The organism is Paenibacillus sp. NPDC058898, from assembly GCF_049316025.1.
Classification (GTDB): Bacteria; Bacillota; Bacilli; order Paenibacillales; family Paenibacillaceae; genus Paenibacillus_AQ.
Genome location: NZ_JBMOSM010000005.1, coordinates 439389 through 459875 on the forward strand (window position 1 = coordinate 439389; position 20487 = coordinate 459875).

The 20487-nt window shown below is 49.7% G+C and carries 20 protein-coding genes; 8 read left to right on the forward strand and 12 right to left on the reverse strand.

Annotation, left to right across the window (positions count from 1 at the left end):
- Window positions 1-65: 65 nt before the first annotated feature.
- The 3 genes from ACOZB4_RS16835 (at window position 66) to ACOZB4_RS16845 (ending at window position 2728) form a co-directional block, all read left to right on the forward strand.
- Entirely contained in the window at window positions 66-1076 is a 1011-nt protein-coding gene (locus ACOZB4_RS16835) for a FecCD family ABC transporter permease (RefSeq protein WP_379413237.1), read from the forward strand.
- Window positions 1073-2083, forward strand: coding sequence for a FecCD family ABC transporter permease (locus ACOZB4_RS16840; protein ID WP_379413235.1), 1011 nt, complete (start codon window positions 1073-1075; stop codon window positions 2081-2083). The genes ACOZB4_RS16835 and ACOZB4_RS16840 overlap by 4 nt, the downstream gene beginning before the upstream one ends.
- A gap of 162 nt (window positions 2084-2245) precedes the next feature.
- Window positions 2246-2728, forward strand: a complete 483-nt coding sequence (locus ACOZB4_RS16845) for a hypothetical protein (RefSeq protein ID WP_379413232.1) — start codon at window positions 2246-2248, stop codon at window positions 2726-2728.
- 74 nt (window positions 2729-2802) lie between these two features.
- Here ACOZB4_RS16845 and ACOZB4_RS16850 read toward each other — a convergent pair whose 3' ends face one another.
- Window positions 2803-4353: a BCCT family transporter gene (locus tag ACOZB4_RS16850; RefSeq protein WP_379413230.1), complete on the reverse strand. Its 1551-nt coding sequence runs from the start codon at window positions 4351-4353 to the stop codon at window positions 2803-2805.
- Window positions 4354-4482: 129 nt separating this feature from the next.
- Window positions 4483-4821: a winged helix-turn-helix transcriptional regulator gene (locus ACOZB4_RS16855; RefSeq protein ID WP_379413228.1), complete on the reverse strand. Its 339-nt coding sequence runs from the start codon at window positions 4819-4821 to the stop codon at window positions 4483-4485.
- A 127-nt stretch (window positions 4822-4948) separates the two neighbouring features.
- On the opposite strand from ACOZB4_RS16855, the gene ACOZB4_RS16860 reads away from it, so the two are divergent.
- Window positions 4949-5353, forward strand: coding sequence for a YybH family protein (locus ACOZB4_RS16860; RefSeq protein ID WP_379413223.1), 405 nt, complete (start codon window positions 4949-4951; stop codon window positions 5351-5353).
- 89 nt (window positions 5354-5442) lie between these two features.
- Here the strand turns inward: ACOZB4_RS16860 and ACOZB4_RS16865 are convergent, their stop codons facing one another.
- The 5 genes from ACOZB4_RS16865 to ACOZB4_RS16885 all read right to left on the reverse strand — a co-directional run bounded on the left by ACOZB4_RS16865 (window position 5443) and on the right by ACOZB4_RS16885 (window position 10267).
- Window positions 5443-6420 carry a ring-cleaving dioxygenase gene (locus ACOZB4_RS16865; RefSeq protein WP_379413221.1) on the reverse strand — a complete coding sequence of 326 codons (978 nt, stop codon included), beginning with the start codon at window positions 6418-6420 and terminating at the stop codon, window positions 5443-5445.
- 234 nt (window positions 6421-6654) lie between these two features.
- Complete coding sequence (def, locus tag ACOZB4_RS16870) at window positions 6655-7173, reverse strand: peptide deformylase (RefSeq protein ID WP_379413218.1); 519 nt, start codon at window positions 7171-7173, stop codon at window positions 6655-6657.
- Window positions 7174-7177: 4 nt separating this feature from the next.
- Window positions 7178-7420 (reverse strand): helix-turn-helix domain-containing protein, encoded by a 243-nt coding sequence (locus ACOZB4_RS16875; protein ID WP_071220536.1) that lies wholly within the window; start codon window positions 7418-7420, stop codon window positions 7178-7180.
- A 118-nt stretch (window positions 7421-7538) separates the two neighbouring features.
- A complete protein-coding gene (locus ACOZB4_RS16880; RefSeq protein WP_379413213.1) occupies window positions 7539-8492 on the reverse strand; it encodes a DMT family transporter in 954 nt (317 codons plus the stop codon).
- Between the two features lie 263 nt (window positions 8493-8755).
- Complete coding sequence (locus tag ACOZB4_RS16885) at window positions 8756-10267, reverse strand: copper amine oxidase N-terminal domain-containing protein (RefSeq protein WP_379413210.1); 1512 nt, start codon at window positions 10265-10267, stop codon at window positions 8756-8758.
- Between the two features lie 258 nt (window positions 10268-10525).
- Between ACOZB4_RS16885 and ACOZB4_RS16890 the strand changes: the two genes are divergently transcribed.
- From ACOZB4_RS16890 to ACOZB4_RS16905, 4 genes are all read left to right on the forward strand, one after another.
- Window positions 10526-11215 carry a response regulator transcription factor gene (locus ACOZB4_RS16890; protein ID WP_379413208.1) on the forward strand — a complete coding sequence of 230 codons (690 nt, stop codon included), beginning with the start codon at window positions 10526-10528 and terminating at the stop codon, window positions 11213-11215.
- Window positions 11212-12216, forward strand: a complete 1005-nt coding sequence (locus ACOZB4_RS16895; protein WP_379413205.1) for a sensor histidine kinase — start codon at window positions 11212-11214, stop codon at window positions 12214-12216. The genes ACOZB4_RS16890 and ACOZB4_RS16895 overlap by 4 nt, the downstream gene beginning before the upstream one ends.
- 99 nt (window positions 12217-12315) lie before the next feature.
- Window positions 12316-13077 carry an ABC transporter ATP-binding protein gene (locus ACOZB4_RS16900; RefSeq protein ID WP_009591195.1) on the forward strand — a complete coding sequence of 254 codons (762 nt, stop codon included), beginning with the start codon at window positions 12316-12318 and terminating at the stop codon, window positions 13075-13077.
- Window positions 13067-15010 carry an FtsX-like permease family protein gene (locus ACOZB4_RS16905; RefSeq protein WP_379413200.1) on the forward strand — a complete coding sequence of 648 codons (1944 nt, stop codon included), beginning with the start codon at window positions 13067-13069 and terminating at the stop codon, window positions 15008-15010. The genes ACOZB4_RS16900 and ACOZB4_RS16905 overlap by 11 nt, the downstream gene beginning before the upstream one ends.
- A 147-nt stretch (window positions 15011-15157) precedes the next feature.
- Here ACOZB4_RS16905 and ACOZB4_RS16910 read toward each other — a convergent pair whose 3' ends face one another.
- The 5 genes from ACOZB4_RS16910 to ACOZB4_RS16930 all read right to left on the reverse strand — a co-directional run bounded on the left by ACOZB4_RS16910 (window position 15158) and on the right by ACOZB4_RS16930 (window position 20306).
- Window positions 15158-15643: a DinB family protein gene (locus ACOZB4_RS16910; RefSeq protein WP_379413197.1), complete on the reverse strand. Its 486-nt coding sequence runs from the start codon at window positions 15641-15643 to the stop codon at window positions 15158-15160.
- A 218-nt stretch (window positions 15644-15861) separates the two neighbouring features.
- A complete protein-coding gene (locus tag ACOZB4_RS16915; protein WP_379413194.1) occupies window positions 15862-16953 on the reverse strand; it encodes an MFS transporter in 1092 nt (363 codons plus the stop codon).
- A gap of 134 nt (window positions 16954-17087) precedes the next feature.
- A complete protein-coding gene (locus ACOZB4_RS16920; protein WP_379413191.1) occupies window positions 17088-17516 on the reverse strand; it encodes a MarR family winged helix-turn-helix transcriptional regulator in 429 nt (142 codons plus the stop codon).
- A gap of 271 nt (window positions 17517-17787) precedes the next feature.
- Entirely contained in the window at window positions 17788-19122 is a 1335-nt protein-coding gene (locus ACOZB4_RS16925) for a D-arabinono-1,4-lactone oxidase (protein ID WP_379413188.1), read from the reverse strand.
- Window positions 19119-20306, reverse strand: coding sequence for an amino acid deaminase/aldolase (locus tag ACOZB4_RS16930; RefSeq protein ID WP_379413185.1), 1188 nt, complete (start codon window positions 20304-20306; stop codon window positions 19119-19121). The genes ACOZB4_RS16925 and ACOZB4_RS16930 overlap by 4 nt, the downstream gene beginning before the upstream one ends.
- Window positions 20307-20487 lie beyond the last annotated feature (181 nt).

Consider the following 20487-nt stretch of genomic DNA (forward strand, 5'->3'; position numbering starts at 1 on the left):
TAGGCTGCCGTTGCACAAACTTATTTTGATTGATTATTCCAACTTTATGATGAAAAGATGATTCCATGACAATGTCTACGAAACGGTCCATTCCTTTTTCCATCAAATTGATTGCGGGCATCATCGTATTTATAAGCATGTTTGTCATTGCGATGGTGTTCGGTGCAGCTGAAACCAGCATCAAGGATGTATGGTTTGCCCTTACCACCTCGATGGAAGGCGAGAAATTATCCCTCCTTCGCGAAATTCGCCTGCCCCGTGAGGTTGCCGCTATTTTGGTCGGAGCCGCCCTCGCGGTCTCCGGTGCCATCATGCAGGGTATTACCCGCAATCCGCTGGCGGATCCCGGCCTGCTCGGCCTCACCAGCGGGGCGAATGCGGCGCTTGCCTTCACGCTGGCTTTCCTGCCAGACGCCAATTATTTTGGCATTATGGTGGCTTGCTTCATCGGAGCAGCGATCGGTGCCGTGATGGTCTTTGGCATTGAAGCCATGCGAAAGAGCGGCTTCTCCCCTCTTCAGATGGTGCTGGCAGGTTCAGCCGTATCCGCATTCCTGTATGCCATCGCCGAAGGAATCGGCATTTATTTTAAAATATCCAAGGATGTGTCCATGTGGACGGCAGGCGGCGTGATCGGCACATCATGGGGACAGCTGCAGACGATATTCCCGTTTATTCTCCTTGGAATTATGATTGCCATCGTGCTATCGAGGCAGCTGACCATTCTTAGCCTCAGTGAAGAAGTCGCCGTCGGTTTGGGACAGAACATTGCTGGGGTCAAAGGCATCCTGTTTGTCGTGATTGTCCTCCTGGCAGGCACCTCTGTGGCCTTGGTGGGGAATTTGGCCTTCCTCGGCCTGATGATTCCCCATATCGTCCGCGGGATGGTCGGAACCGACTACCGCCATGTCATCCCGATGTCTGCCCTGGTGGGAGCTATCTTCATGCTGTTTGCCGACACAGTCGGACGAACGCTGCATGCTCCTTACGAAACACCCGTAGCCGCTCTGATCGCCATCATGGGATTGCCCTTCTTCCTGTTTATCGTACGCAAAGGAGGGCGGGGAATGTCATGATTCATCCATCGTTATTAAGAAAACAACGCATTACGTTTCTGGTCTTGTTGATCCTTACAGTGGTTACTGTCCTCGTTGGTCTGGGTCTCGGTTATTCGTCCGTTAGCTATGACCGGATTATTCCAACCTTGCTGGGACAAGGCAGCTTCAAAGAGAAATTCATTATCTTCGATGTACGCCTGCCGCGCATGCTCATTACTTTGCTGGCCGGAATGGCGCTGGCCTTATCGGGTGCCATTCTGCAGAGCATCACCCGAAATGATCTCGCGGATCCCGGAATTATCGGCATTAACTCCGGGGCCGGGGTCGGCGTAGCCGTATTCTTCCTGTTCTTCCCGATCGAAGCCGGCTCCTTTATTTACATGCTGCCCTTGGCGGCATTTATTGGAGCTGTGCTAACGGCCGTGGGCATCTACCTCTTCTCTTTCCGAAAAGGCGAAGGCCTGCAGCCCGTTAAATTGGTGCTTACCGGTGTCGGGTTCTCCATGGCACTCTCGGGCGTCATGATTGTGCTCACATCATCTGCCGAGCGGACTAAGGTCGATTTTATCGCCAAGTGGCTGGCTGGAGGGATATGGGGCACCGATTGGCCCTTCATTGTGGCGCTGCTGCCCTGGCTGATCATCCTGATTCCGTTCACCCTGTACAAAGCGCAGCGTATGAATCTGCTGGGATTAAGCGATCCCGTGGGCATCGGCGTCGGTGTATCCATTGAGAAGGAGCGCATCGTGCTGCTTCTGGCCGCCGTAGCGCTCGCAGCGTCCGCGGTGTCGGTCACAGGCGGCATCACGTTCATCGGACTCATGGGCCCTCATATTGCCAAAGCGCTGGTTGGCCCGCGGAATCAGTTGTACATTCCGATTGCCATATTGATCGGGGGCTGGCTGCTGCTGCTCGCAGACACGATCGGACGGAATATCGTGGATCCTGATGGCATCGCCGCGGGCATTATGGTCGCTATTATCGGCGCGCCGTATTTTGTATATTTGCTGCTGAAGAAAAAATAACCGTTATTCTCTTTTCAAATGAACACCTAATAGCCCCTATTGCACTCTTTCAGAGGTGTAATAAGGGCTATTTTGTATGCGGTGAATCGCTTCATTCATACATAGAGTTCATAAATAAGGTAATATAAGGATAATGATCTCGGTAAACAAAAAGGAGGTATTATGGCAAAATCAAAGGAAGCGGTCGATTCAGCTGCAAAGCGACGGATGCCAACATTTCCTCTATGGATCATCGTGACGATCAGTTCACTATGCATGTTCTGGATATTTGACCTCTTGATCAACCTCGGGCTGCCTCGACAGGATGCAGGCTGGATCAACATCGCCATCGTTGGAATGTACCTCACAGGTTATTTTGTCGGTGAGCTGTATGTCTATCTGGATCGAACGTATGTAGATAGAAAGCAATCCTGTACCCCGGGTGACGACTTGAAGTCCGGATCCTTCAAGAAACGAATCCTCCTTCAGTTCCCCATATACCTCTTTGTGATCCTGAACATCCTATGTTTCAATTGGATTTACGGCCTTTTCAGATCCCTTGTACTGCCATCGTGGTATGCCTATTACCTGCACATGTCCTTCCTGTGCTTGTACTGGTTCGGCTATGGTTCCCGTCTTTTCCGAGCTTATCTCCTCACAAAATAAAGAAGGCACCCCATGGATGCCCTCTTTATCGCGCAAGGGATAAAACACCTCGTTCCTCCGCCAAACGTTTGCCTTCACTTCTTCCCCCGGTTGGCCGCCTCTTCCAGACGGCGGAACCGCTTCAGATCAGCCTTCCGAATCGGAATCGGCTCACGCCGCAGCAGCTTCACCACGGCAATGATCAACAACAGCAGCAGCACCGTGAACGGCAATGCCGCAATCAATGAAGCCGTCTGCAAGGCTTCCAGCCCTCCCGCATACAGCAGCACACCGGCTATCGCTGCCATGAGCGTGCCCCACACGATTTTTGCAATGTGAGGAGGGTTCAGGCTGCCATAGGTAGTCATGCTGGATAAGATGTAGGTTGCTGAGTCCGCTGATGTCACCAGGAACGTCAGAATGAGTAAAATCGCCAGCACATTCATGACCATGGAGAGAGGTAATTGGTTAAAGAGCTGAAACAGGGCCGATGTCACATCCGCATTAACGGCTGCGGCAATCCCGGTGCTCTCGTGCAGATCAAACCAGATCGCCGTCCCGCCGAATACCGCGATCCACAGACAAGCAATGACCGGCGGCACGACCATCACGCCCACAATGAATTCACGAATCGTTCTTCCCTTGGACACCCTCGCCACGAAAGCTCCGACATACGGGGACCATGCAATCGCCCAAGCCCAGTAAAAGATCGTCCATTCCCGTACCCACGTGCCCTCAGCGTAGGGTTGAAGCCGCAGGCTGTACGATACGAAATTCGTAATATAATCGCCCAGCGCCAATGTAAAGGTCTCCAAGATGAACACGGTGGGACCACTAACAAACACAAACAATAAAAAAATGAGCGCCAACGCGAGGTTCAGGTTGCTTAGGTATTTGATCCCTTTATCCAATCCCGTTGTGGACGAGATCATATAAGCGACAAAAATAAGCCCCAACATCATTAACTGCAACCCGACACCATTGTTCACTCCCGTAATCGTGTTCAAACCCCCGCTCATCTGCAGAACGCCAAGTCCAATGGAAGTCGCGATGCCCATGACCGTTGCAATCACCGCTAGGATATCAATCGTATTCTTCACGCCACGCTTAGAGCCGGTGACAGGCTCCAGCGCTGTAGATACCAGCCCATCCTTCTGCTTACGGTACTGAAGAAACGCGATCACAAGTCCGACAAGAGCAAACACGGACCATTGGCTAACCCCCCAATGAAAAAAAGAATAGCCCATAGCCACACGTGCCGCGTCTACACCTTGTGCTTCAACACCGCCGAAGGGTGTCTTAAAAAAATGGCTCATGGGTTCAGCCACACCCCAAAACACCAGCCCTACACCAAATCCCGCAGAGAACAGCATTCCGATCCAGGTGAAGAACGGATACTCGGGCTTCTCCTTATCTCCACCAAGACGAATCGTGCCGTATTTACTGGTTGCCACCCAGATCAGAAATATAATAATTACAAAGATCGAGAGCAGATAGAACCAGCCGAACGTATTCGTCGTAAATCTGTACAAATACCCCGCCACTTCCCCGAAAGCTCCAGGCATAGCAGCCCCGAGAATAGCAAGAATGGCAATGATGACGGCCGAAACCGTAAACACAATGTTCTTGAATAAACTCCCTTTCATATGCTCCACCTCAGGCTATTAAGTCATCCATTCCTATACAGTATTTGTATTTAAACCAGAATTGATGTACTTAATCGGTGAATGTGTGCATCAAAGGATATTTCTTCTGATTGAGGCTATCTTGAAGTGCTATTCGTTAGGGACCTCTTGAGAATCGATATACAGTTGACCCAAAATAACCATCTGCTCAAGCAACACTTCAAATTTCCGGCCAAATTCCGTTACCGAGTACTCCACCTTGGGAGGCACCTCTTGATACACCGTCCGTTTCACGATGCCGCTCTCCTCTAACTCCCGCAATTGCACGGTAAGCACATGCCTTGATACTTCAGGTATTCTCCGATGCAGCTCACCAAAACGCAGGGTTTCCTGAAACAGTTCATACAGTACTCGGGGCTTCCACTTCCCACTAATCATATGCAAGCCCACTTCAGCCGGGCACCCATACTGCTCATCCTGATATGGCATATGTATTGCTGAACCCCCTTGGTCATTGGTCATAAATAGATGACTATGTCATAAAATTGTGCGTACTTATCACAGCTTTCATTTTCAGATAGGCTATTGCTATCATCATACAGAAAGAGGAGATTCAATGAAACCATCCATTCCCGCAAGCCGAGTCTGGAAGCCCGAGGATATGAATGCTGCATTTGCTGACGCGTATAATTCAGGGGACATCGACCAGATGCTGGCATTGTATGAACCGAACAGTATTCATGTCCACAGCAATGGAAGCTTGGAGATCGGAGTCCATTCCTTCCGCCATACGATGGAGGAACTGCTGCTGCTTCAAGGCAAGATGGTCTCCACCAACCTATACTGCATCCCCTTTGAAAATATCGCGTTGATGCGTGCCCATTTTACCTTGCATACCGTGGACTCGGATGGCCGCCCCCTTGTGCTGCAAGGTTATACCTCCGAGATCGTGAGACAGCAACCTGACGGAAGCTGGCTGTACATCGTGGACCATCCGTTTGGTTCGGATGAAGTGGAATGAATAGTAAGATCCATTATTTCAGTGATACAAAAAAAAGCAATCCGGCTTTGTTATAAACAAGCCGGATTGCTTCCTTAAGATTCATTACATTATTCCTTTACGAATTCCTTCGTGCTGCGCACCGTATCGATTGGACGAACCATACCCTCGATCTGTTCGCGCTTTGGCTCCAGGAATGGAGGCAGGGACAACTTCTCGCCCAGCGTTTCATATGGCTCGTCACCCATGAAGCCTGGACCGTCGGTTGCGAACTCAAACAGAATCTGCGGTGCAACACGCGCGTACAGGGATTGGAAGAAATAGCGGTCAACAAAGCCCGATGTATGGAACTGGAAATCATCCAGACGCTTGATCCAATGTTCCAGCACTGAGCGGTCCTCTACCCGGAAGGCCGCATGGTGTACGGTGCCGAAGCCTTGCTGAGCTCTTGGAAGCACGGCGTTGTACTCAACAACCACTTGAGCGCCATTGCCGCCTTCACCAACCTCAAACAGATGAAGCGAACCTTCCTTGCCGATTTCCTTGAATTCGAGCACTTTCTCCATCATTTCCTTGAAATAATCGAAGTTGGACACCCGTACAAACACCGGGCCGAGTCCTGTAATCGCATGCTCCAGCGGAATTGGTCCCTTCTGCCAAGGAGTTCCTGAAACCACACCCTTGTTGTTCTCATCAGAGATGAGCTGATACTGCTGATCGTCAAAATCAACAAAGGCGAGTGTCTTTTTGCCAAATAACTCTTGAATACCTTGATGCTTCACATCCATTCGGTCAAATCGCTTGACCCAATATTCGAGCGCTGCATCGTTAGGGACACGGAACGAGGTTTTGTAAATCTCGTCTGTACCATGTCTGCCCTGCGGGATCCCCGGAAAATCGAAGAAGGTCATATCTGTGCCGGCACTGCCCTTGTCATCTGCAAAGAACAGGTGGTATGTCTGAATATCGTCCTGATTAACCGTCTTCTTCACGAGCCGCATGCCGAGCACATAGGTGAAGAACTCGTAGTTCTTCTCGGCACTGCTCGTAATGGCTGTTACATGGTGAATTCCTTTTAATCCGTTCATGATTAAATTCCTCCATCTCTTATATTTAGAAAGTGTTGGCGCAACCTTCATAAATTATTATTTTGATTTAAAATATCTCTAATTTAAGATAATAATATCACGAGAATTCTGTTCCGTCAACCTTCTACATTCAAAATCTTATTTTAGCCGTGCATGATATAAAAAAACGGCCGGATATAAGAACATCCAGCCGTTCTATTTCTTTCCTCATAAGAGAGAGACTCTCCATGTCCGTTATGCGCCTGTATTGGATAACCCAATGACAGGAAACAGCTCGATGCGTTGATGGGTCTCCTCGTGATACAACCATCCATCCCGAACATGGTCCACAAACAATATGCCGTTCAGGTGATCAATCTCATGCTGCATACATCTGGCCAGATAATCTTCGCCATCCAGAATTACCGTCTCGCCTTGGCGATTCAATGTCTTTACCTTAACTTTATTGGCTCTCTTCACATATCCGTAATACCCTGGATAAGAGAGACACGCTTCGGGGCCCAGCTGTTCCCCGTCCATCTCTACGATTTCTGGATTAATCAGCTCGATCAATCCTTCTCCGCAGTCCATGACAATAAGTCTTCGTAATATACCGATTTGTGGTGCGGCAAGACCAGCGCGCCCTTCGCTGTCATACAGCGTCTCAACCATATCATCCAGAATCTTCAATGCTCTGGCATTTACGGTATCGACTGGCCGGGCGATCTTTCGCAAGATCGGATCACCGAATGGCACAATAGCTTTAACCGTCATTCACTTAAGCCCCCTTAGTTCTAGAAGGAGGTGTATGCACCCATAAGTCACCTGGAGTACACTCTAAGGTTGTGCAAAGGGCATCTAACGTCTCTGCCTTCATCTGCCTGGGCTGGTTCGTCAGCAAGGCACTAATGGAAGCAGCTGACAGGCTGTAATTCGCCTTCTCTTTCATCAGCCGCGCCAAAGCCGCTCCCGACCATATCCCTCTCTCCGCCATCACATTACGTAGCATCCATTCGAGCAAAGGGTCCCCCTCCCGTTCCATTCAAATATTAGCTCACACCTTATTTTATTAGGTGCTACCTAATATCTCAAGCCTTTTTTAGGGATCTAACCGAAGGAGTTCTCAACTACAAACTTAATTAAGCATGTTTGGATTCGTTCCGCCTACGCGGTTTCCTCTTAGAACTCGCAGACCTCCCTGCAATGCTGGTCCCGATCACGCCGATAATGACGAGCGCTGCCCCGATAACATGATAATAAGCCAGCTCTTCATTCAAGAAGGCGACACCTCCAAAGATCGTGACCACGGTGGCCAGATTGTTAAAGATGCCCATCCGGGATGCCTCCATCTGGGACAATGCATAATTTGACAGCAGCGATGTTCCAAGGGAGGACAAAACGCCAAGATACAGAACGGCCCATACGAAGGATGGATGCAGAAACGGGTCAAAATAATGTACGAGCGTCCCCTGCGCAGCATGTTGAGCGACCGACATCAGATTAAACAGCACGAATCCGATCATCGACATGATGAACGTTATATCCAGTACTGACTGCTTCTGCGTCAACTTGCGTGCCATCACGCTGTATATCGCGTTGGAAAGCGCCGACAGCAGAATGAGTACAATCCCGAGCGTACTTGATGTCTCGAAGGAAACGCCCTTCAGCACGAATATAGAGATGATCCCTGACACTGACAACACGGTAAATAGCTTTTGTGCCCAGCTGGAGCGTTCCTTCAAAAACAGTGACGCCAAGAGCAACGTAAAGATCGGTACGGTAGCGTGGATGATCCCGGCCTCGGCTGAAGAGGTGTAGACCAAACCGAAGGTTTGCAGCGTAAAGAACAGGAATGGATAGAATATGGCCAGCGGCACGATGGTCAGCAGCCGTTTCAAATCCAGCTTGACCTTTCTACGGGCGATGAGGAGTGCAAGCGATGCGGCAATGAACGAAATAGTGAACCGGTGGGCCAATGTGTCCAGCGGGTTAGAGACGATCAGCGCCAGCTTCACAAACATAAACGAAAAACCAATGATGATCGTATATCCTAACGCAGCGGCATAAGCACGGCTTGTATTCGGTGTATTCATAATAAGTATTCTCCTTCATCTTCTCTATTTGAGTCCAACCAGAGGAGGTTGGTACATTTGCTACTTATCTTACGGTAGGAAGGGCTTCCTGACGATTTGAAATAACGCCAACTGTACCGGTACAGTTGGCGCGATGAAGGAAGCAATGACAAAAAGGCTGTTTCCTATCATCCCAAGATGATAGGAAACAGCCCCGCTAAACTTTAGCTTATATAAGTTTCATAACAGGTATAGGCCTGCCCCGTTATCAATAACAATCGGCATCAATTACGTTCAACCTTAATCCAGCCGTCGCCCTCCTGATGTAACGTTGCGCCGAGCGATTCGGCCATAAACCGAAGCGGAACATAGGTAGAACCATCGCTATGCACGAATGGAGCTTCCTGCAGCGTCACGTTTTCACCGCCGACGCTGGCTGTTTTGGAGCCTACGGTCAATACGATTTCTTCCCCTGTCAGATCATTGATGACTGTAATTTTCTTCGAGCCTTTGGTCCACTTCACTTCGGCATCCAACTGGTCTGCCAGGTAACGAAGCGGAACGAAGCTCTGATTGTTCTTCTTGATTACACCATATCCATAATCATCGCTTGAGGGGCTGAGGAACATCGATTTTTGCGTGATCTTCAGATCATCCTTCAACACGTTATACATGAGGGAATCCTTCTCAAAGTTCCGCAGCACTTGGCCTGGCGTCACCGTCCCGTTCAGGACGTCGAGCACGCCTCTGGTCGTGTCTACCTGATTGGCTTTGACCGCGCCACCGATGTTCCATACTTCACTCTCGGAATAAACCTTAAAGGACTTCAGCGGCAGTTCCTCAGAAGCCGGAAGTGCGATGTTAAGTTCCAACGCACTCTTTCGTGTATTCAGCTGCTCATCGAAGAAATAATCCAGCTTGAGTGTTGTATCCTTGCCGAAGACCGTTTCGGATCCAGGAACCTCCTCTAATAACTGTTTCTTCTGTTCATCGTAATTTACCATCAGCTCGCTCAAACCGCCATGAACCATTTCGTAAAGCGAAGCGACGGCTTCTTCCTTGGACTCTTGCGGCAGGAGCTCCACATCTTCGCCGTAGGTCTCACCAATGCTGGTCATCATCGGATAAATAGCATCATAAGCGTCGCCTATCAACTGCTTCAAACCGGCTTCGTCCTTAAGCAAGCTCTCTGCGAAGGGTTTGAACATATTCAGAATTTCCTCACCCGTCAGCTCCATATGAAGATGCGTCAGGTTCAAGCTTTCCCCGTTCACCTTCTCCTGAGCGGACTTCACCGCGATTGTCGATGGATTCGGGAAATGCTTCAGCACAAGCCCTGCCGCCTTCTTCACGACATCTTGAATCGCCTGCTCATACTGACTGGTATCCGGTAATCCGGGAACGGTCGTATCCATTGATAGATAGAACGGCTGCTTGGCGCCTTCCAATTGAATCGCCATTCCTTTGGAATCCATGGATATATGAAGCGGAATCTTCTTGTCCGAATATTGGACACTGCCCTGAATGGACACCGTTTTGCTATCCTGCACGATGGCATGGTCCATATTCAAGGATAACGAATTAATGAGATCAATCGCTTGTTTATCTTCAGTCGATAGGGCCTTGTCTGATGGCACCACCTCGAATCGAATACTTGCCTTGGATTCGCTGGATTTAACATCGAGACTGGTAAGCAACGCCTTGTTGATATCCAGTCCCCCGACAGCCTGACATCCTGTCATAACCACCAGCACAGCTGCAACGAGTACAGTCAACCATTTGAACTTCTTATACATAACGATAGTTTTCCCCTCCCAAGTCATAGGCTCATTTCTATTATGGGAAGTGAGGAAATGTTTGTAAATAGGTATTTAAGCCTCGTCATATGTGCACACGCAAAAATGGCTGCCCACAAGATGGCACATATCGACAATTTGCTATACACTGGGAATGAAATATGGATCGTAAAGTGCAAGTTCAACAGTCAACTTTTTTATCACCGGGAAGGTTTGCAAAGGGGCTTTTGAACAACCTTATAAAGCGTGGTGAATCTCTTGTTTAAAATTATGTTAATCGAAGACGACGTGACCCTATTCCATGAAGTGCAGGAGCGCCTTTCGCAATGGTCGTATGATGTTTATGGCGTCCACGATTTCAACGCCGTACTTCATGAATTTACAGCGGTTCAGCCCGACCTGGTCATTATCGACATCCAGCTGCCGAAGTTTGACGGGTTCCATTGGTGCCGAATGATTCGGTCCCACTCGAACGTGCCGATTATCTTCTTATCTTCCCGCGATCACCCGACCGACATGGTGATGTCCATGCAGCTTGGAGCGGACGATTTCATTCAGAAGCCGTTCCACTTTGATGTCCTGATTGCCAAAATCCAGGCCACTCTGCGCCGGGTATACAATTACAACACCGAACGGGCCGAGCTGAGAACATGGCGCGGAGCCACCATCGAATTCGGTAAAAATACCATTAGCAGCCCCCAGGGCACCGCGGAACTGACAAAGAATGAAATGTTCATTCTGAAAATCCTCATGGAGCGGAAGAATCAAATCGTCAGCCGGGAGGATCTGATCAAGAGCTTATGGGACAACGAGCATTTTGTCAGCGATAATACCTTAACGGTCAACGTCAATCGGCTGCGCAAGAAGCTGGAGCCCCTCGGTCTTGACCCTTACATCGAAACCAAGGTGGGACAAGGTTATATCGCCACGGAAGAGGCCCATGCATGATGATGGCCTATATCCGGGAACGACTAAGCTGGATTCTGTTCTTCCTGTTTCTGCAGCTGCTGTTTCTGTTCATAGCCGCCGTGGACTCCCAGATCCCGTTCTTGCCCATCCTTTATATCGTGTTTCTGTCGACGCTGTTCTTCATGGTGTTTCTGTTTGTGAGGTACACTCGGGAAACCAAGTTCTACAAAAGCCTCCAGGCGTGGGATGACACCTATGATTTAGCAGCCATCAGCGAGCCGGAGCACCCCTTTGAGGCGATTGCCATGGACATCCTCTCCCTCCAGACCGAGCGCTTCAAGAAGGAATCCTCCATGCGTTTAATGGAGATGCAAGGGGAGAGGGACGAGCTGTTATCCTGGATTCACGAGGTGAAAACGCCGCTCACCACCATGCAGCTGATGATCGAGCGCATGGAAGACGAGACGTTAAAAGCTCAGCTCCAGTATGAGTGGCTCCGCATCCACCTGCTGCTTGACCAGCAGCTGCACCAAAAGCGCATCCCCTTTATCCAGAATGATCTGCTGATCGAGGTATCCGCGCTTGAGCCGATCATCTTCCAGGAAATACGTGCGCTCAAGTCCTGGTGCATGCAGAAAGGCATCGGATTTGACGTTTCCCTTGAGGTAACGGAAGTGCTCAGCGATGCCAAGTGGCTGGGCTTTATCATCCGCCAGCTACTGACCAACGCGGTCAAATACAGCAGCGCTTCGGACATCATCATCGAGAGCAATCTTACGGATGATCATGTCAGGCTTACCATCCAGGATTCCGGACGCGGCATTGATCCGAAGGACATGCCGCGGATTTTCGACAAAGGCTTCACCTCAACCACCTCGCATCAGGACAGTGCGGCAACAGGCATGGGGCTCTATCTGACGCAAAAAGTAACCGACGCCCTGTTGATCCGCATTCAGGTGGAATCGAAGCCGGGCATCGGCACCACCTTCACCTTGATCTTTCCGAAACGGAATGATTTTGTGAGCATGACCGGCATGTGACAACAATGTCACATGCTTTTGCGCTTTGTTCGGCGAATCGAAGGAAAAGGCGCTCCGACTCCTTTATGATAAGGACAGATAACGAAGGAGTGAGTGAAATTGGCAATTCTTGAAGCAAACCAAATTCATAAAAGCTACGGCAACAAATTCAATAAACAGGAAGTGCTGAAGGGCATCGATATCCGCGTGGATAAAGGCGAGTTCGTCAGCATCATGGGTGCATCGGGCTCAGGGAAAACCACGCTGCTGAACGTGCTCTCCTCGATCGATAAAGTAAGCCTCGGCAGCATCAAAATCGAGGGTAAAGAGTTTACGGGCCTCAAGGAGAAGGAGCTGGCGGAGTTCCGGAAGCACCATCTGGGATTTATTTTTCAGGAGTACAACCTGCTGGATACCTTGACCGTCAAAGAAAACGTACTGCTGCCGCTCTCCATTAAGAAGGTATCCAAAAAGGAAGCCGATCAGAAGTTCCAAAGAATCGCGACCGAGCTTGGCATCTACGAACTTAAGGATAAATATCCGAACCAAATCTCTGGGGGACAGAAGCAGCGGACCTCTGCCGCCCGGGCGTTCATCCACGATCCGAGCATTATTTTTGCCGATGAGCCGACAGGGGCGCTGGACTCGAAGTCCGCTTCCGATCTGTTGAACAAGCTAAGCGAATTAAATCAGAAGATCGACTCCACGATCATCATGGTTACCCATGATCCCGTGGCTGCCAGCTATTGCACCCGGGTCGTCTTCATTAAGGATGGTCAGATCTATACCCAGCTGAACAAAGGTGAGCAGTCCCGGCAGGCCTTCTTCAATGACATCATCAAAACTCAGGGCGTGCTAGGCGGTGTTCAGAATGAACATTAATTATCTGATCTACCGGAATTTGAAGAAGAATATCAAGAACTATTATCTATATGTATTTGCGCTCATCTTCAGCGTGGGTCTGTATTTCGCGTTTGTCACGCTGCAATATGATCCGGCGATGGATGAAGCGAAAGGCTCTGTGAAGGGAGCAGCTGCGCTTGGCGCGGCCTCTGTGCTGTTAGTAGCCATCGTAGCGATATTCCTGCTGTATGCCAACACGATTTTCATAAAACGGCGCAGCAAGGAAATCGGGCTGTTTCAGCTCATTGGATTAACCAAGGGCAAGATATTCCGGATCCTTAGCGCGGAGAATCTGATTCTGTATTTCGGCTCGATGGTCATCGGCATTTTTGCCGGATTTGCGGGTTCGCGCTTGATCTTAATGATTCTGTTCAAGATCACCGGCGTTGATACCAAGGCGGCTCTAACCTTCTCCACCGAAGCTATGATCCAGACCGTGATTGTGTTTGCCGTCATATACGTGTTGATCATGATCATGAATTATACGTTCATCAAAAGACAGAGCATTCTGTCCCTCTTCCACGCGGTATCCACAACCGAAAACCGGGTGAAGAAGATGTCCTTCTTGGAAATGCTGTTCGGTCTGTTTGGAATCGGGCTCATCGTGCTCGGTTACTATGTATCCACCAAGCTGTTCAGCGGGGATTTCACCACCATGAACGAACTGTTCATGGCCATGATCCTGATCTTGGGATCGGTTATCATCGGGACCTATCTATTCTATAAAGGGTCGGTCAGCTTTCTATTCAATGCCATCCGTAAGAGCAAGGGCGGTTACTTGTCCCTGAACGATGTGTTGTCCCTCTCCTCCATCATGTTCCGCATGAAATCGAATGCGCTGCTGCTGACCATCATTACAACCGTATCTGCACTCGCGATCGGACTATTGTCACTCAGCTATATCTCATACTATTCGGCGGAGAAATCGGCCGAGCAGAGCGTGCCCAATCATTTTGCGGTGGCGGACGAGAAGGATCTCACGGCTTTTATTCAGGCGCTATCCGATGAGAATATCGAGTTTAAGCAGACCAACCGCGATGTCATTCAAGTGAATGCGGACCTATCCGACATTATAGGGAACAGTCTGGAGGTATCTGGACAAGTAGAACCCACGATCATCTCGGTAATCAGTGATGCCAGCGTGAAGGGCAAGGATGTTTCCCCCGGGGAGGCGCTGATCTCAGGATACAGTGACGCAATCCAGCAATTTATGGCGATTCAAACCACAGGGGAAATTGAACTCATAAGCCCTAAACAAAACTTTAAGCAAAAGCTGATCGGCATGGACAAAGAAGCCTACGTATCCTTTTATTTTGCAAACGGTGGACTGCCAACGGCGATTGTGGACCAGACCGTATTTGATAAGTTGGATCAGGACCTGGATCCGAAGATCCAGAAGAAGACCAATGTCTATCACGGCATCGATATTGTGGATCCGAGCGCTATTGACCAAGCAAATCAGATCTTTAAGAGCCTCGGTGTTAGTGAGGAAAAAGGGAACTTCTCTCGGACGGAACTAGTCTTCAACCAGAAGAGCAATATGGGCTTGATGATGTTCATCGTAGGATTCCTGGGACTTACCTTCCTGATTACTTCAGGATGCATCCTGTACTTTAAGCAGATGGATGAAGGGGAAGAGGAGAAGCCGAATTATACCATTCTTCGGAAACTGGGATTCACTCAAGGGAACCTGCTTACGGGGATTCAGATCAAGCAGCTGTTCAACTTCGGTATACCGCTGGTCGTCGGATTGTCCCACAGTTACTTTGCCGTTAAATCCGGCTGGTTCTTCTTCGGAACCGAGTTGTGGCTGCCTATGGTCATGGTTATGCTGTTATATACGGCGCTGTATTCCATATTCGGGTTGTTATCCGTAATGTTCTATAAACGGGTAATTAAAGAAGCGTTGTAAATGAGGTGCATGGTTGGGCCCAGGAATGATTCGGGTTCCATCCATGCATTATTTCTTTTTTTTAGTAGGGAGATCTTTAGAGACCCGGGAGAAAGCAACTTCGAAACATTCCAATCGTGGATACCTTAAGGTGTGAAAAACCGCGGATTACCATTCCAACGCTCTGCAGCTCTTCTGCAGCTTCCGAATATACACAATCTGACCGATATGATAGGCATTGTGCATGGTGGCATTGCTTATGATCTCCCACCACTTGGCCGGCTCCGGAAATCCGTTCACTTCCTGCTCAAGCTTGGTCTCGGACAGCAGTTCCTGCCACTGTAATAAGACCGCTATCAATCGGTCTCTCAACTCTGCAAAGGTTGCGTGATCCGGAATGATGAAGCTTAAATGATTGTCTCCAATAGAGGGCACGGCATCTATCCGCGATTCACGGTACCTGGACTGCCACGTTTCATTCCAATACAGCAGATGCTGTATGATCTCAACAATGCTGTGACTATCGTTGGCAGGTGTCCAGAACGCTTCATCCTCGGTCAAATGTTCCACAGATTGCTGGAACGGGATATGCCAGCTGGGATCATTCGCATTCGCTAACAGTTGATTCATTAGAACATCATTTGCATGCGCCATGGGTCATTCACTCCTTCATGCGCCCGGTAATGAGCAGCATCACAAATCATGACTAATTTTACTATAGGATGAAGTCCTGTGATTCGCAGAAAATGATTAAAATTATTCTTTCTCGGCGAGTCATGTCAGCAGAAGGAGTCTACCTTACATGGAACAAGTCCAAATATTTGTTCATGACTACACAAAAAAAACTGCCCCAAAGGCAGTCTTTCATCGGTTTAAATCTTTGATGAATGCACGACAGCATGTCCGTCGTTCCCTTCTCTTTCCTTTTTCCCAACTAAGAAGTGATACAGCACAATACCCGCAGCGAGCAGGACTGCCATCGCAATGTACATGCCCCGGAAGCCGACAAGCGGTGTCAGGAAACCAAGTATAAAGGGCCCGAACCCGATGCCCACGTCCACAAATATATAAAAGGTCGACGTCGCAAGTCCAATCCGGTGAGCCGGAGAACGCTTGATGGCAAGGGCCTGGGAGCTGGACTGCGTCGTACCGTAGCCCAGACCGACAAATACGGCCGAGAGCAGCAAGGTCAGACCGTGGTGGGCTTGACTGAGCAGCACCATGCCGATCGCAAATGAAAGTATCGCAGGATACATCACCACGTTGGCCCCTCTTTGGTCAAACCACCGGCCCGTGAACGGTCTCGACAGAATGACCACAATAGCGTAGACAATAAAGAAATAACTGGCTATTTCGGTCAAACTGATCTGTCCGGCAAAGATCATGAGGTACGTTAAAACGCTGGAATATCCGAAACCCATGACGAAGCTAACCAGTGAAATCGGTAATGCTTTCGGTTCAATAAAATTGGATAGTTTCAATCCTTGCAGATCCTTCTTTTGCTCAGCGGTCAGCACCAGCTTCGGTATGTTCATAAAGAATGCGGACAGCAAAGAGAGAACACCCAGTACCGCGCACAGCGTGAAGTTGGCCATCATCGTAGCATGTTCGTTAATCATCAGACCAATAAAAGGGCCAATGGCCGATGCGATAATGATACTCACGCCATAATAACCCGTACCTTCACCCCTTCTGGAGTTCGGAATCAGGCTGGCTGCAATCGTGCCGGTTGCCGTTGAAGCGAGTGCGAAGGCTATGCCGTGGAAGAACCGGACAATGAGCAGCACGCTCAGGCTGTTCACGATGAAATATAACCCGATAAGAACGCTGAAGGCGATCAGACCGGTAAAAAGAAGTTTTTTGCGCCCGACCCTCTCAATGATGCTGCCTCCGATCAACCGTCCAATCAAAGCGCCTACGACAAAAATGCTGGAAGCCAAGCCAGCCATTCCTGGTTGATGCATGAAATTCATTCTTCGCATATGAGGACATAATGACCACTAATAAATAAAAACATAAAAAGAGCAGGAAATTGACGCCAAACACAATCAAAAAATCCTTGCTCCACAATCGATCTCGCGAGTCTGCTTGCTCCAAGTTAATCACCTTTTCTAATAATGTTGTCTCTGACCGTCTCCATCACACGAATAACCGTGGCCTGTTCCTCAGCAGAGACACCTTCCATAATCTCCTGTTCATATTGGTCGAACACCTTACGGACTTGCTGGACAACGCCAACTCCCGTCTTAGATAGCTGAATGCGCTTCTCCCGTTTATCACGCACCGGAATTTGCTCCACGTAGTCGAGCTTAATCAGCGCGTTCACGGTTCGGGTTACCGTGGGCTTCTCCACGTACAGCATTTTGGATAGCTCCACCAAGGTCATCGACTCATAAACATCCAGATAGTACATAATGGACCACTGGGCATAATACAGGTTATAGTCTTCAAGCTTACGGTTCAGCTCATTGACGAAAGGGCGATGCAGCGTAAAGTATTTATGGAAAAAATGTCTGTGGGTGTCCATTTGATACCTCCATCCAAAATGGTTACCTTGGGTAACTATTTATTGATTATAAAGAAGATCCTTTGCATTGTCCATCCCAATTGATTTCCAATTACAAACGCTAGCCGCTTTCCAATCAGCATAACGACGCTTATTCTCCCTGTTTTGAAATGATCTATTCGCTTCTTGCCCCTTCCGTGAGCGAACATCGGGCAACAAAAAAACGCCCTTGGGCGATGGAAGATAAGACAGCCATCTAAGGGCGTTTTTATTTGAGATGTTTAATCGTGGTCTAGCCAATATCACTGATCGAATCGGAGATGGGCCCAGATACATCGAACAGCCTGCCCATATAATCACTCAGCAGGATGCCATCCGGGTCCAGTTCTTCCCGAACCGCTTGGAACGCTTCCCACATCGGATACAGTTCCTTCAATTGAGCAGCCTCGAGACTGTGCATTTTCCCCCAATGCGGCCGGCCGCCATACCGGAGGAAAATGCGCTCCATCGCATGGAAGTAATCTTCATACGGCATGCCTTTATACATATGAATCGCAATATAAGCGGAATCCCGGCCATAAGCGGGGCTTAACCATATATCATCGCCCTTGGCATAGCGGCATTCCACAGGGAAATGCACATGATACTTACTACGGGACAGCTCTGCCCGCATGTCTTCAATAACCGCATTCATCGACTCTACCGGAATGTTATACTCCATCTCGTTGAAACGAACGAGCCGCTGGGTCGCAAACAGACGATGGCTGTAATTCACTTTACGACCCAGAGGAACCTGTGACGCCGAGAAACGGCTGACATACGGACTTGCCTTCGGCACCTTCCGGCACAGCTCCGAGATTAGACCGAAAAGGGTATTCTCCACCAACACTTCACTGATATAATCCCTGATCCGATGTTCCTTCACTTCTTGATCCGTCTTATTCATCAGCTTGATCTGGCACGGCTCCGCATAAGGGAACCAATAAAATTCGAAATGGCGGTTCTCTTCCGCTAATCGAGCCTGCTGCTTCAAGCATTCTTCGAGAGTTACTCTCCGGCTTTCATATTCTATTTTGTATGCCGGCTCAAGCCTCAACGTCACTTGCACGATAATACCGAGTGTACCCAAAGAAACCTGCAGCGCCTTGAACCCATCGGGGTGCGACTCCCTACTGCACTCCAGCACCTCGCCTGTGCCAGTGACCACCATAAGTCCGACAACCTGCGTGGATATATTCCCGAATTCCCGGCCCGTACCGTGCGTCCCCGTACTAATGGCCCCCGCAATGGATTGCACATCAATATCGCCGAGGTTCTCCTGTGCCAGCCCATGCTGGAACAGCAGCTCGCCGAGCAGCTTCAGCTTCGTCCCCGCCCACACGGTAGCTGTCCTGGCTTCTGCGTCGACATGGACCAGTCCCTGCATGGCGTCCAAGCAGACCAGGCAGTCCTCGGATGCAGCAATGGGAGTAAAAGAATGTCCTGAGCCGACCACTCGCAGCCGTCTGCCCTCCTGCCGGCACATCTGGACCATCTTCACCACTTCCGAAATGGACGCAGGATACAGTACCGTTCTTGGATTCGCTCGTACCGTCCCCGACCAATTGGACCATTGGACCTGCTTCATAGAAAACACTCCCCCATTCCACGGTAGGTGGCATATTCACCCACGATACGGCCTTGCGAGACCGCATACAGCACTTTGAACCGTTCGCATAGCTCGCCAGCCTTTGCATGACGGAAGAACACCGGATCTCCCAGGCCTAGCTTCACATGGGCAGGCAAGCGCAGCGGCGTTTGCACCTCACCGGCACCCTCCAGCGAGAACAGCTCCAGCCCTTCAGGCAAATAGGGCTTCGCCAGCTTATCCTTATCCGCTGCTCCCGATGCTGTGTATCCCCCGCCCATACAAGTCACGATCCCTGCCTTCGGTATGCGCACCACCTCTATGGCATAAGCTACTGCCGGCTTATAACGGAATGACGCAAAATGGTCGAACAGCCCCGGCGCATAGAAGCCCGATCCGGCGGTGATCTCGGTTACCCACGCTTCCTTCCGGGAGCTGTCCAAACTTCCGGTTCCCCCTGCATTGACGAAGCGGAGCCGGATATCCATGGCATTAAGCCGCTCCACGACTTCCCCCCTTCGCTTGGCGGCCTCAACGATGGAGCCGCTCTTCAGCCACCGGACCATCGTATTCTTTATATGCTTGCCCGATGCGTCATCCCCGACGCCTGCCACCTGCGCCTCATAACCCATGATGCCGTCCAAGCGAAGCCAAGGGGAGTGGATAATCCGTTCTACAATGGGATACATGCCCTCCCACGAATGGACGGGCGATCGCCACACACCGAAGTGGAGGCCGGGATAATGTACCGACATATCCAAATCAATGCATAGCGGCATCACGGTACTCTGTTGTTTGGCGAACTGTTCGATGTGCTCGACATGCTCCACACTGTCCACCATTAAGGTAATCGAGCGGCCTTCGCTAACCAGATTCACGATGGACCGAACCGCTTCCGACTGCCACTGAGGATAGCCAAGCAGCAAATCATCGAAGCCTTGTTCTGCTAGAAATACGGCTTCCGCAGCGGTATAACACATGATCCCTTGGAACATGGGATCCGAATCCAGGATACGATGCAGCACATCCACGGAGCGGATCGACTTGCTGGCCAGCCGTACCTTCTTGCCTCCTGCAGCCCGCGCAATCGCTCGTGCATTGTCATCCAGCATGTCCAGATCCACCAAGGCGAACGGCCTCGGGACTTCCGCGAATATCTCTTTATAGTACTCGTATGTCGACATCCCTCTATCAACACCTTCCCGATTCCCCTCACGCCTATGCCACATGATATTCTCGAAGCCTGCGGATTATCCTTCTGCACACACCCATCCACACAATAAAAAAAGCCCAGCCGGTGGTTGGCTGAACAAATTTATCGTATAGGAAATATAGTGCGTCTTACGTTTCTTGAACCGTGAAGTA